The following is a 12,176-nucleotide window of genomic DNA, read 5'->3' as shown; positions in this document are numbered from 1 at the left end:
GCTCGCGCAGCAGGCACACTTATGACTGTGACGGTGCGAGTAGGGGCAGTGCATCTCGGTTGGGATGTGGTGTCCGTGGCAGCGGGCGGCGGGCGAACTCCGATCCGGCCGGTGCAGGTGGAGGGTACGTACACGCCGCCGGCGTATCTGCTGGCCGATTCGTCCGGTCGGTTGCACACCGCCGGTGTCGACCGGCAGCGTCCCGACCTCGGGATGGCCATCGCCGACGTGCGCGACATCCTCGGTCACCCGCAGATCGTGGTGGCCGGGGCGACTTGGCCCGCGGAGATGGTCTTCCGCGCCAGGATGTACAACCCGCTCGCCGCCATCGGCAAGTACCTGCGCGGCAAGCCGGACGTGGTGGCGCTGCCCTTTCCGGACGGCTGGCCGGACGAGAAGGTCGAGGTCTACGCCGAGCTCGTCGAGACGCTCGACGTGGTGGTCGAACCGCTGCCGGAGAGCGTCGCGCTCTCGGGGTACGTGCGCGCCCTCGGTTTGGTGCGCGCGCCCGACAAGCGCAACCCGCGTGGTGTCGGCGCGACCGGCGTCTACTCCGACGGCCGCACGATGCTGGTCGTCGCGGTGCACGGTGACGACGAGCAGCCCACCGAATCGGTCGACGTGCCGGTCACCAGCGACGCCATGCGCGACGCGCGCTCGGCCGACAATGTGGTGATCGAGGTCATGGCCGCGGCCCGATCCATCGGCGCGGACACGTCGACGGTGCTGCTGAGCGGCAATGTCTGCTTCAACGAGGCGTTGCGGTTCGCATTCCAGAATCACCTGGGTCACCGGTTGCATGTCGCCGATCATCCGATGCACGCGTTGGTCCTGGGTGCCACTCACCTGCTGGTCACGGACAGTGCGGAGGAGGAGCCGGAGCAGGGCGGTCGGCATGCGGAGCCGCGGAGCGAGTATCCGCCGCATGCACAGCATCCTGGGCAGTGGCAGGCCGATGCGGGTCAGCGGCCTGTCGAACCACCTGTGCAACCGGCTCAGCGGCCGGTCGAATCGGCGCAACGTCCACCGGAAACGGTTCAGCGGCCCGATCTCGGTCCGCAGGCTCCGTCGGGATCGCCCGTGGTCACCTACGGCCCCGGTTACCCGACGGTGCCGCCGAACGCCGAACCCGCGCCCAGCGAGGAGCCGACCACGCGCGTAACCCGCGAGGATCTGGCGCGTGGTCTTCCGCCGAACCTCGCGGAGTTGGGCAGCCGGTTCACCAGGCCGCCAGGCCAGCACGGCGACGATCAGCGGAACGCCGCCCTTGGTCACCGGGCTCCCGACTCGCTGCCGCCCGGTCCGCGGTCGCCTTATCCGCCGCCGAACCAGCAGGGTTCCTGGCAGGCGCCCTCGTCCGAGCTCGAGGACGACGACGAGGACGGCAAGGGCCGCAAGGGCAAGATCTGGGGCAAGATGAAAGGCAACCTGTTCGGCGCGCACGCCATCGCCGGCGCGGTAGCGCTGGCCGTGGTCGCCATGCCCGCCGAGGGTGACCGGATCGAGCTCACCGGCGCCGCCGAGCCGGTCCGTTCGGTGGTCGACGAGGTCGTACCCGTGGCCTGCGGTCTGACGCCGCACGTCGCGCCGGGCGAGCGCAAGCAGGGAATCGCCTCTGTCCGGGAGCCCGCCGCGGTGGATTCGGAATGCGCGCCGCCGAGCATGGACACGCTGCGGTACGTGGTGCCCGGCCCGCCGGGCGCGATCGACCCGGGGGCCCCGGTCGAGATCTGACCGGATTCGGGGACCTCGATACCTTCCTGGTATCGTTCTGCGTTGGCGTGTGGGCGATCGGGAGATTCCTCGTGGATCACCGGTTCGCGCACCGAGGCCCGGGTCTCAACCGGCCGCCGGGGTCACCTCGACCGCACGCTTTTGGCTGGCAACACCGACTACAGACAGGGAAGCACTGTGCCTACGTACAGCCCCAAGGCGGGTGACGTGACCCGTAAGTGGTACGTCATCGACGCCACTGACGTAGTGCTCGGCCGTCTTGCCGTCCAGGCAGCGAATCTGCTGCGTGGCAAGAACAAGCCGACCTACGCGCCGAACTTCGATGGTGGCGATTTCGTCATCATCATCAACGCGGACAAGATTGCCATCTCCGGCAACAAGCGCACCGACAAGCTCATCCACCACCACTCCGGGCACCCGGGCGGCCTCAAGTCGCGCACTGTCGGTCAGGTGTTGGAGACCCGTCCGGAGCGTCTCGTGGAGAAGGCCGTCAAGGGCATGATCCCGAAGAACAAGCTGGGCAACGCGATCGCGGGCAAGCTCAAGGTCTACGCGGGCCCGACCCATCCGCACGCCGCTCAGCAGCCCGTTCCGTTCGAGATCAAGCAGGTGGCCCAGTGACCGCTCCCGAGGAATTCAACGAGGACTTCGCCGAAGAGGCCGCCGTCGAGGTCGTGGAGGAGGACTACGGCTACGACGCCGAGCCCGCCGCCTACGCCCCGGTCGTCATCGATCGCCCGGTGCAGACCGTCGGCCGCCGCAAGGAAGCCGTCGTCCGCGTCCGGCTGCTGCCCGGCTCCGGCAACTTCGTGCTCAACGGCCGCACCATCGAGGACTACTTCCCGAACAAGGTGCACCAGCAGCTGGTCAAGTCGCCGCTGGTGACCGTCGAGCGCACCGAGTCCTTCGACGTGCACGCCCGCCTGGTCGGCGGCGGCCCGTCGGGTCAGGCAGGCGCCCTGCGTCTGGCCATCGCCCGCGCGCTGATCGAGGTCACCCCCGAGGACCGTCCCGCCCTCAAGCGTGCCGGCTTCCTGACCCGTGACCCGCGTGCCACCGAGCGCAAGAAGTACGGTCTGAAGAAGGCGCGTAAGGCGCCTCAGTACTCGAAGCGCTGATTTTGGCTTCGTCGATCACCGCCATCCGGCACCCTGGGGGTGCCGGGGGCGGTATGGTCGGCGCGGCAGCTGTACGAGAGCAGGCTTCCAGCACCGCTGGTCGCCTGCTCTCGCTGTATTGAGTCGCGGCGTTCGCGGGCCCTGCGGTTGCTCAGGCCGACGCCTGCGGGCCAACGCGCATGTCGCGAAACCACCGATGAGGGGCGAGGTATGGGACGTTTGTTCGGCACCGACGGTGTCCGCGGGCTTGCCAACGGATCGCTGAGTCCGGAACTGGCACTGCGAGTTTCCGGAGCGGCGGCGCAGGTGCTCGGCCGCGGCAAGAAGCGCGCGCTCGCGGTGGTAGGCCGCGACCCGAGGGCATCCGGCGAGATGCTGGAGGCCGCCGTGACCGCCGGACTGACCGCGGCTGGCGTGAACGTGCTCTCGGTGGGTGTGCTGCCGACGCCCGCCGTCGCCTACCTCACCGGCCTCTACGACGCGTGCCTCGGCGTGATGATCTCCGCCTCGCACAACCCCATGCCGGACAATGGAATCAAGATCTTCGCCGCGGGCGGTCACAAGCTCGACGACGCCGTCGAGGACCGGATCGAGGCACTGCTCGCCGAGGACGCCACGCAGCGTCCGACCGGAGCGGACATCGGTCGAGTGCTGAACGCCTCCGGCGCGCGCGACCACGGCCTGGTCATCCCGGATCAGTACAGCCTCGAAGGCACCCACGAGCGGTACGTCGAGCATCTGGTCGAGGGCACCGGGCAGGACCTGAGCGGACTCACCGTGGTGGTCGACTGCGCGCACGGCGCCGCGGCCGAGGTCGGTCCTGCCGCGTACCGCGAGGCGGGCGCGACGGTGATCGCCATCAACGCCGAACCCGACGGCCTCAACATCAACGACGGCTGCGGTTCGACCCACCTCGAGCAGGTGCAGCGCGCGGTGCGCGAGCACGGCGCCGACCTCGGACTCGCCCACGATGGCGATGCCGACCGCTGCCTCGCCGTGGACGCCGACGGCAACATCGTCGACGGTGACGCGATCCTCGCGATCCTCGCGCTGGCCATGAAGGACGCGGGCGAGCTCGCGAAGGACACGCTGGTCGCCACCGTCATGAGCAATCTGGGCCTGCACATCGCCATGCGCGAGGCCGGAATCGCCTTGCGTACCACCGCCGTCGGCGACCGCTACGTGCTGGAGGAACTACGCCGCGGCGGCTACAGCCTCGGCGGCGAGCAGTCCGGCCACGTGGTCTTCCCGAAGTTCGGCACGACCGGCGACGGCATCCTCACCGGCCTGCGCCTGATGGCGCGGATGGCCCAGACCGGCCGCACCCTCGCCGACCTCGCCAGCGTCCTCGAGACGGTGCCGCAGGTGCTGGTGAACGTGCCGGTGAACGACAAGGCCGCGGTCGCCGCCGCGCCGGAAGTGCGCGATGCCGTGTCGGAAGCCGAGCGTGTGCTGGGGGATTCCGGGCGAGTTCTGTTGCGTCCCAGCGGTACCGAGCAATTGGTTCGGGTGATGGTGGAGGCGACCGACTTGGTGCAGGCGAAGCAGCTTGCGGATGATCTGGCGAAGCGGGTTGCTTCGGTTTAGGTTCGGCTGGTTGGTTGGCTTGCATCGCTCGGCCTTCCAGTAGTGGCGTGGCGGCTGCTGGCTGGTGTACCGAGAGCTTCGCAGGCTGGTCACGTGCTTGGGGCTTGGCAGTGACAGCCGCAAGCTGGTCTCCTCAGGGCGGGTAAGACTGTGGCGCGGGCTAGGTTTCGTGGTTGCGTTGGGTGACGTGATCTCGGGTTCGCTGATTCGAATTGGTCTGCCTGCCATGGTTTACCGTGAGCGGTGCTGGGCGCGTGGTGTCGGGAGAATGCCCGACCAACCCCGAGCCCGGACCCCACGAACAGCTGAGTCATACCACCGACCCTCGACGCGGTAGCAGTCCCTGCACGCACTGACCGGCGAGTTGTCCACAGGCGCAGAGTTGTCCACCGCCCAACCATTTCCCCAGGTCACCAAATCCAGCCTCCCACGCGGTCAGCCCAAAGTGGTCCCATGCGACCGGGACTGACGGAAGTTCGAGACAAGCAATTCGGCGCCTTCACCGCCTGGCAGGCCTTGTGCGAGTACACCCGCGCCGAAATGCGCACTCGCGTCGACCGCGGCGACTGGGTGCGCGTGTTCCACGGCGTCTACCGCGAATCCGCGACATCGTCGACCCCTCAACTGCGAGTAGAGGCCGCGCGACTATCGATCGGAGCCCAGTCGCTGGCCGCCGCGTACGAGACAGCCGCGGAGCTGCATGGATTCGCGGTGACCGAGAGCAGTGCAACCCATGTGCTCGGCGCCCACCGATCCCGAACCTCGCGCCTGGTGGTGCACAGCGATCGGACAGAGCCGGGGGACTTGGAACTGATCAACGGCATCGTGGCCACGAACGCGATCCGAACCGCCGTCGACGTCGCGCGTACCACCGACCGACTCGACACACTGGCGACGTTGGACTCCGCACTGCGCCTCGGACTTTCCCGTACGGCCTTGCTCGCGGAGAGCGAACGCCACCGGGGCCGCCGCGGCTACGTGCAGGCAGTGGAACTGATCGAGATCGCGGACGGTCGCGCGGAGTCGCCGATGGAGTCGCGGACACGGCTGCGCTGTATCGACGCCGGACTGCCGCGCCCCGAGCCGCAGGTCCAGGTGTCTACCAGGAATGGGCTACGGCGACTCGATCTCGGGTGGCCCGAGTGGCGCATCGGCTTGGAGTACGACAGCGCCACACGGCATTCCGGCGAAGCCGCGGCAGCACGCGACGACCTGCGGCACAACCGGCTCTCGGCGGACGGTTGGACCGTCTACTACGCGACCGCGACCGACGTGTACCTGCGACCGGAGAACTTCATCGAGCCCATCCGATGCGCGATGCGGGGGCGGTGAGCAATGGCTATCCAACTCCCCACAGCGCGGACAGGCCGGTCAGTCCTCGATGAGTTTGCCGTTGTCCATATGCCAACGCCGCGTCGCACGAACCGAATCCAGCATCCGTCGATCGTGCGTAACCAGCAGCATTGTGCCGGTGAAGGATTCGACGGCCTGCTCCAACTGCTCGATCGCGGGCAGGTCGAGGTGGTTCGTCGGCTCGTCCAGCACCAGCAGATTCACCCCGCGCGCCTGCAAAAGCGCCAGCGCGGCACGCGTGCGCTCGCCGGGCGAGAGCGTGTCACAAGCACGCAGCACGTGCGGCCCGCGCAGCCCGAACTTCGCCAGCAGCGTGCGCACCTCGGCATCCGGCCAGTCCGGCATCTGCGCGCCGAAAGTGTCCGCGAGGGAGGCGGTCCCACGGAAGAGTCCGCGCGCCTGATCGACCTCCCCGATCTCGACACCGGAGCCGAGCGTCGCGGTCCCGGAGTCGGGCTGGATCTTGCCGAGCAGCAGCGCGAGCAGCGTCGACTTGCCGGAACCGTTCGCACCGGTCAGCACGATCCGATCGGCCCAGTCGACCTGGGTCGTCACCGGCCCGAGGGTGAAATCGCCCCGGGTGACCGTCGCGTTGGAGACCGTGGCGACCACCGACCCGCTGCGCGGCGCCGCGGCGATGGACATTCGCAGCTCCCACTCCTTGCGCGGCTCATCGACGACATCCAGCCGCTCGATGCGGCGCTGCGTCTGGCGGGCTTTGGCCGCCTGCTTCTCGGTCGACTCGGCGCGCATCTTGCGGCCTGCCTTGTCGGAATCCAGCTTCTTCGGGTCGCGGGCCTTGCGGCGGGCGTTGCGCACGCCGTGCTCGAGCCAGTTGCGCTGCATCTGCGCCCGCGCCTCCAGTCCCGCTTTGGTATCGGCGTACTCCTCGTACGCGTCCCTGGCGTGCTGCCGCGCGATCGCCCGTTCGGCGAGGTACGACTCGTAGCTGCCGTCGTAGACGCCCACCTGCTGCTGCGCCAGATCGAGTTCGACGATCCGGTTCACCGTGCGCGCCAGGAACTCTCGATCGTGGCTGATCACCATCAGCGGCACCCGCACGCCCGTGACGAACTGCTCGAGCCGAGCGAGTCCGTCCAGGTCCAGATCGTTGGTCGGCTCGTCGAGCAGCAGAATGTCGAAGCGGGACAACAGGACCGATGCCAGACCGGCACGGGCCGCCTGACCACCGGAAAGACCCGTCATCGGCGTGTCCAACCCCGTTGCGAGGCTCTCGGTGAGGCCGAGCTCGGCGGCGACCTCCTCCGCCCGCTGATCGAGATCCGCCCCGCCGAGCGCGAGCCAGCGTTCCAGCGCGGGCGTGTAGTCGTCCGCACCGCCCTCGGCCAGCCGTTCCGCGGCGGAGTCCATCGCATGCTGCGCCGCCGTGACCCCCGTGCGGCGGCCGAGGAACTCCAAGACCGTTTCGCCGGGGATCCGCTCCGGCTCCTGCGCGAGGTAGCCGACCGTCGCGTCCGGCGGGCTGAGCGTGATCGAGCCGGTGGGCGTCGCCCGGTCGGCGAGCATGCGCAGCAACGTCGACTTGCCCGCGCCGTTGACGCCGACCAAGCCGATCACGTCACCCGGAGCGAGCGTCAGGTCCAGATCGTCGAACAGGGTGCGTTCGCCGTGTCCGGCGGAGAGTCCGCGCGCATGCAAAGTGGTGCTCACAGGGAGAAGTCTGCCGTCTTCCCGTCGGCCCGCCGCACGCGGGCGCACTCGAAAGGGCGCCGCCGGAGACCGGGCGAACCGGATCCGCGCCCGCGCTCGGGGTTTCACCCTGAGTCGTCGCGCGAAGAAATCAGGGTCCCGATGGGTCGACGGACCGATGTGCGCGAGCGCCCGCACGCGGAGAGTGGATGGCACAGCGATCGACACCAGAGAGGGAAATCCGATGACCGCACCCGCCCGCCGCCTCACCCGCACCTCCCACGACAAGTGGATCGCCGGAGTCTGGGGCGGCATCGCACAGTACTTCGGCTGGAACGCCGGCATCGTCCGGCTGCTGTTCGTCCTGTCCTGCCTGCTGCCCGGCCCGCAGTTCATCCTGTACCTCGTTCTGTGGCTGGTGATTCCGAAAAAGTGACCACCGCGACCGGGTCGGGGGCTGCGCCAGGGACTCGTGGATGACAGGATGGAGTGATTCCGCGCGCCTGCCGGAGTTCCGCACCATCGCACGAGTCCCGTCCGAGGAGGAGCCATGATCACGTCCGGCGAGTTCCCGGGCATGGATCTACCCGACATCGACGCGTCCACCCCCTTGGACGGCCTCGGGGCTGTCGAACTGAACCAGCCCACCCAGGACATCAACGCCGACGGCATCCTGGACTCGATCACCACCCAGGGCGACGACGCCATGCAGGTCTGGACCGACTACGACCACGACGGCTTCGCCGACCACGTCACGGTCGTCGAAAAAGACGGCGACTACGCCGCCTGGGAGTTCCACCGCCACCCCGACGGCTCCTCCGAATGGGTCCGCACCGACCAGGGGAAGATCGGGGAGTAGTCGCCGTTCGCCGGCGGGCGCACCATCAAAAGGCGCCCGCCACAGACTCTTTCGTGAGTCGCCGTGTGGCTCACAGGACTCCGTGCCAACGACGGCCACCCGACTCGGCCGAACGAGTTTCATCACAAGGTCGAAAACGCGTGCCACCACACGACTCCGCCGCGCCGACTACACTCACCTCCCATACGGCCCCCGAACGCCGACCCCATGCAGGGGTGAACCAGGCCGCAGGCTGCGATGATCCGCACATCACGTGCGGATCATCGGAACCTGCGTCCACGCACAACGGTCCCGATTGAGCCGCGCCGCTCCGCCCAGTAGGTTTCTCGGTACGACTGCGGCGAATCGCGTGGATCCGATGGAACCGAGTGCGGGCCAAACACGTCGAAGAAGGTATGGCGATACTCGGCGTGCCTAGGCTACCTAGGGTTCCGAGCTGGGGATCGGACGAAGCGACTACGGAGGGGCCCCGTACTGATGACCAACACGAGCAGCACACTTGGTGTCAAGACCGGTGAGCTCGGCAGGTTGAGCAACGAGCTTCAGGCGTCGACCGACGTCGTCAAGAAACAGATCAAGAAGATCAGCGACAACCTCTTCGGGCCGGGAGACGCCGGAACGAAGTACACGAGTAAGGGCAAGGACATTCAGGCCGGGCTGGAAGAGTTGCGCCAACGCATCGATGACTGGTCGAACGCGAGCGGCGCCACCGCGGACGTAATCGGCGCCGCGGTGGTGAATTACTCCACCGTGGACGAACAGCGTGCCAGCGAACTGAACAACAAGTGACCTGGGGGATCGAGGAATGACTTCCGATGCTCCCGTGTCCAGCACTGTCGCTCAGCTGCTGGACCACGGATCGAAGATGTTGTGGTACTTCGAACACTTCGAGCCTCGCTATACGCGTGCCTTCGGTAGATTGTCCGGCGACCTGAAGAGCTATAAAGAGCTGCACGAGCGGTTCTATGAGCAGAATGGGCTGAACGAGGACAAGCTCACGCACACGGTCGACGCCTTGAAAGAGGTTGTCAAGGCGATGCAAGAACAACACACTGTGCAATCGACGACATCGCAGAGCATTTCGCAGGCATGGCAGGGTGACGCGGCAACAAGGGCGCTGACGATGATGGCTACTCAGCTCAGGCTGGCCGACGCGGATGCCAAAATCGCCCAGGAAATCCTCGAGGCTTTCGAAAAGGCGCCGCAGAGTCTTCGCTTAGCCGTCAAGATAAAGTCGGACCAAGTGCTCCATATTCTGGAGAACGGCACGGAGATAAGGATCGGCGGTAAAACGCCGGAGGATATCGACGCGATCATTTCTGGGGCCGAGGGTATCGGCTTGTCCAACCGATTGTCTGGCGAGACTGCGGCCAGAAGGATCGAACGGATCTTTCCGGATATGCGGGAGGGCTTCATAGATGGGATCAACGCGGGCACGAACGGCTTTTTCCTCCAAGGTTTGGTAATAGGGGGTACTCCTTACGCAGAAATGATCAAGGAACGGTGCCAACACTGGCTGGACAACGTCTTCAAGCCGGACTACGCATCGAAAACGACGAAATTCCTCGAAGCCTGTAATCAGACGGATCTCAAGGTCATCGAGGCGTACGACCTGATCATCAACGCGGTGAAGAAGATCTCCGAGGAGTCGTACCCCCGACCCGCCGGGACGCCCAAGACGAACAATCCCTCGCCGGGAGATCCCGGCCCAGGTCCCAGCCCGGGCCCGAGTCCCGGCCCGAGCCCAGGTCCCAGCCCGGGCACCACGCCGGACGACACGACCGACGATGACACGACGAAACCTTCGAACACCACGACATCCAATCCGTTGGAGGGTCTTGCGAGCTTGGTGAGCACGCTCTCTCCGCTGGCAAGCACCCTCGCCACGGGATTGAGCACGGGCCTCAGCGCGCTGAGCGGCGTCGTTCAAGACGGCGTCGACACGGCATTGGAGCAGTTGGAAGAGGTCACGAAGCAATCGGAAGAGGACGCGAAGACCGACGAGGAGAACAAGGACGACAAGGCGAAGGCCGAATTCGACCTCGCTGGAAAGCATTTGACCGTCGAAATGGGTCCCGACGGACAGTTGAAGCTGGTCGCCACCGATCCCGACGGCACATCGCACGAATATGGCATGAAGTTCGACGAGAACGGCAATCCCGTCATCACGGGTACCGAGCAGAAGCCTGGCGAGGAAGAGGCTCCTCCTCCCGGCGAGGACAAGCCCGCCGACGGCGGTCAGAATCCGGAGGGCGGTACCGGCAATCCCGGTGCGACGCCGTCAGTTCCGCCGGGCACCAAGCGAGAAGAGGACGGCGAGTACAAGCCGGAGCCTATTCCGGCGCCCGTCGTGGAAGAGGACGCGGAACCGGAAGAGCCGTTCGACAGCGGTGCGCAGTTGGCCGAGGCGGGACCGTTGTGATTCCGGCGCAGGCAGTCTGATCGGGATCGGCTAGGAGTGCAGTCATGGTGAATTACGCCGAGGAGATGGAGCGGATCGGCGACGAGTGCCGTCGGATATCCGCAGCGATCTCCGAAGATTTGATCGAGATAAACCAGAGGACGGCCGACAAGAGCCGCGAACTCGCGGAGCAGTCCGCGGCGGCGATGCGGGAGTTCTGGGCAGAGCATGGCGAGGAGATCGCCAAGGCCCAGGCCGAAGCCGAAGAAAAGGAACGGCAGGAAGTCGAGGCCCGTGCCGAGCAGGAACGCCTCGCGGCCGAAGCGCGGGAGCAGCGGGAGGCGATCGCGCGGTCCATCGCGGCGCGCAAATCGAAGAATGTCGTCACGCCGATCGATGAGGACGATGACCCCGAGTCGGAGTACTACCGGCGCAAGAGTTGGCTGATCTGAACCGATAGCGACATGCCCACGACTTCCCGGGCGACCCGCGGCTGTCCAGGTACTTGATCGGTATCGATCGGACGGGCTACAGCAGCTCCTCGACCACTGGTGGGTGGACGCGCCGCTCTGCGGGTGAGGCGCCTACTTGCGCAGCAGCTGGGTGAGGGTGCCGACAGAGAGTTTTGGCCGTTCCTCTTCCTGCGGGGCGTTCGGGTCGACGAGTTGGGTGTGGGGGATGGCGGCTTCCGGGTCGGCGAAGGGCTTGTAGGTCTTGTCGCCGAGGACGTGGTAGTTGAGGTAGCCGACGAGGAGGGCGCGGGTGGTGCGCGATGTCTTGGCTTCGTGCTTGCCCGCGCCGAGGGCGGCGAGGGCGCGCCGGCCCTCGATGATGCCGTTGTGGGAGGCGCCGTCGACGGTGCGCAGGAGCGCTTCGCCGCCCCAGGCCGCGGTGAGGGGGAAGGCGTTGGAGCTGACGGAGGAGACGTCGGTGGCACCGGCCACGATGAGCGCGGGGATGTCGAGGTCGGGGGCGAGGGTCTCCGCGGAGGGGGCGGTCGGCGCGGGGTAGAGGGCGGCGAGCGCGGCGACCCGGCGTTGAGCGGCGGCGATGACGGCGGCCCCCGCTCCCATGCCGTGCCCGACCAGGGCGAGCTTGTCGGGGTGCACGCTGATCTCGCCGTCGCCGAGGCGCACGCCGGTGCAGATGTCGAGCGCGGTGAGCAAGTCGGTCGCCAGGCCGAGATGTGACGGAATCGGCCCGCGCTCGGTGTCGGGGGCGGCGACGACGTAACCCCAGGACGCGAGGTGTTGGAGCAGTTCACGGTAGTTGGCGACGCCGGTGAGCCAGCCGTGTCCGAAGGCGACGGCGGGCAGGCCGAGCCCGTTTTCGGGCGTATAGACCACCCCCGGCTGGCCCGCGATGGCCAGGTTCCCCCGCAGCACCCGGTGCGGGCCGCGGCTGGTCAGGGTGCTCAGTAGCGATTTCACAGACGCCGACACGACGTGAACGTTATCCGATAAGTACTCTGGTG

Annotated in this window: 12 protein-coding genes; 10 read left to right on the top strand and 2 right to left on the bottom strand. The window is 67.1% G+C overall.

What is annotated here, in order from left to right; translation table 11 throughout:
* The first annotated feature begins 21 nt into the window (after window positions 1-21).
* The 5 genes from AB0H49_RS01005 to AB0H49_RS00985 all read left to right on the top strand — a co-directional run bounded on the left by AB0H49_RS01005 (window position 22) and on the right by AB0H49_RS00985 (window position 5,771).
* Entirely contained in the window at window positions 22-1,734 is a 1,713-nt protein-coding gene (locus tag AB0H49_RS01005; protein WP_357245764.1) for a hypothetical protein, read from the top strand.
* A 177-nt stretch (window positions 1,735-1,911) separates the two neighbouring features.
* Entirely contained in the window at window positions 1,912-2,355 is a 444-nt protein-coding gene (gene rplM, locus AB0H49_RS01000) for a 50S ribosomal protein L13 (protein WP_067833240.1), read from the top strand.
* Window positions 2,352-2,852 carry a 30S ribosomal protein S9 gene (gene rpsI / locus AB0H49_RS00995; protein ID WP_084482930.1) on the top strand — a complete coding sequence of 167 codons (501 nt, stop codon included), beginning with the start codon at window positions 2,352-2,354 and terminating at the stop codon, window positions 2,850-2,852. Before rplM ends, rpsI begins: the two co-directional genes overlap by 4 nt.
* A gap of 210 nt (window positions 2,853-3,062) precedes the next feature.
* Window positions 3,063-4,439, top strand: a complete 1,377-nt coding sequence (gene glmM, locus AB0H49_RS00990) for a phosphoglucosamine mutase (protein ID WP_357245760.1) — start codon at window positions 3,063-3,065, stop codon at window positions 4,437-4,439.
* A 453-nt stretch (window positions 4,440-4,892) separates the two neighbouring features.
* Complete coding sequence (locus AB0H49_RS00985; RefSeq protein ID WP_357245757.1) at window positions 4,893-5,771, top strand: hypothetical protein; 879 nt, start codon at window positions 4,893-4,895, stop codon at window positions 5,769-5,771.
* 39 nt (window positions 5,772-5,810) lie between these two features.
* Here the strand turns inward: AB0H49_RS00985 and AB0H49_RS00980 are convergent, their stop codons facing one another.
* Window positions 5,811-7,463, bottom strand: coding sequence for an ABC-F family ATP-binding cassette domain-containing protein (locus AB0H49_RS00980; RefSeq protein ID WP_355000080.1), 1,653 nt, complete (start codon window positions 7,461-7,463; stop codon window positions 5,811-5,813).
* Window positions 7,464-7,686: 223 nt separating this feature from the next.
* Here AB0H49_RS00980 and AB0H49_RS00975 point away from each other — a divergent pair, with 223 nt between their 5' ends.
* The 5 genes from AB0H49_RS00975 to AB0H49_RS00955 all read left to right on the top strand — a co-directional run bounded on the left by AB0H49_RS00975 (window position 7,687) and on the right by AB0H49_RS00955 (window position 11,154).
* Complete coding sequence (locus AB0H49_RS00975; protein WP_357245754.1) at window positions 7,687-7,878, top strand: PspC domain-containing protein; 192 nt, start codon at window positions 7,687-7,689, stop codon at window positions 7,876-7,878.
* A 114-nt stretch (window positions 7,879-7,992) separates the two neighbouring features.
* Window positions 7,993-8,301: a DUF6802 family protein gene (locus AB0H49_RS00970; protein WP_357245751.1), complete on the top strand. Its 309-nt coding sequence runs from the start codon at window positions 7,993-7,995 to the stop codon at window positions 8,299-8,301.
* 477 nt (window positions 8,302-8,778) lie between these two features.
* Entirely contained in the window at window positions 8,779-9,090 is a 312-nt protein-coding gene (locus tag AB0H49_RS00965) for a hypothetical protein (protein ID WP_357245748.1), read from the top strand.
* 34 nt (window positions 9,091-9,124) lie between these two features.
* The gene (locus AB0H49_RS00960; protein WP_357245745.1) at window positions 9,125-10,723 is read left to right on the top strand and encodes a hypothetical protein; all 1,599 of its coding nucleotides are present in this window, start codon (window positions 9,125-9,127) and stop codon (window positions 10,721-10,723) included.
* Window positions 10,724-10,767: 44 nt separating this feature from the next.
* On the top strand, window positions 10,768-11,154 hold the full coding sequence (locus AB0H49_RS00955; RefSeq protein WP_357245742.1) for a hypothetical protein: 387 nt from the start codon (window positions 10,768-10,770) through the stop codon (window positions 11,152-11,154).
* 132 nt (window positions 11,155-11,286) lie between these two features.
* Here AB0H49_RS00955 and AB0H49_RS00950 read toward each other — a convergent pair whose 3' ends face one another.
* Window positions 11,287-12,144 (bottom strand): dienelactone hydrolase family protein, encoded by an 858-nt coding sequence (locus AB0H49_RS00950; protein ID WP_357245739.1) that lies wholly within the window; start codon window positions 12,142-12,144, stop codon window positions 11,287-11,289.
* Window positions 12,145-12,176 lie beyond the last annotated feature (32 nt).

The sequence above is a fragment of the Nocardia sp. NPDC050713 genome, from assembly GCF_040654315.1.
GTDB lineage: Bacteria > Actinomycetota > Actinomycetes > Mycobacteriales > Mycobacteriaceae > Nocardia.
This window is presented reverse-complemented; position numbering and strand designations above follow the sequence as displayed.

Coding starts and splice junctions, on each gene's coding strand:
- AB0H49_RS01005 (WP_357245764.1), top strand. CDS start 22: ATGACTGTGACGGTGCGAGTAGGGGCAGTGCATCTCGGTTGGGATGTG.
- glmM (WP_357245760.1), top strand. CDS start 3,063: ATGGGACGTTTGTTCGGCACCGACGGTGTCCGCGGGCTTGCCAACGGA.
- AB0H49_RS00985 (WP_357245757.1), top strand. CDS start 4,893: ATGCGACCGGGACTGACGGAAGTTCGAGACAAGCAATTCGGCGCCTTC.
- AB0H49_RS00975 (WP_357245754.1), top strand. CDS start 7,687: ATGACCGCACCCGCCCGCCGCCTCACCCGCACCTCCCACGACAAGTGG.
- AB0H49_RS00970 (WP_357245751.1), top strand. CDS start 7,993: ATGATCACGTCCGGCGAGTTCCCGGGCATGGATCTACCCGACATCGAC.
- AB0H49_RS00965 (WP_357245748.1), top strand. CDS start 8,779: ATGACCAACACGAGCAGCACACTTGGTGTCAAGACCGGTGAGCTCGGC.
- AB0H49_RS00955 (WP_357245742.1), top strand. CDS start 10,768: ATGGTGAATTACGCCGAGGAGATGGAGCGGATCGGCGACGAGTGCCGT.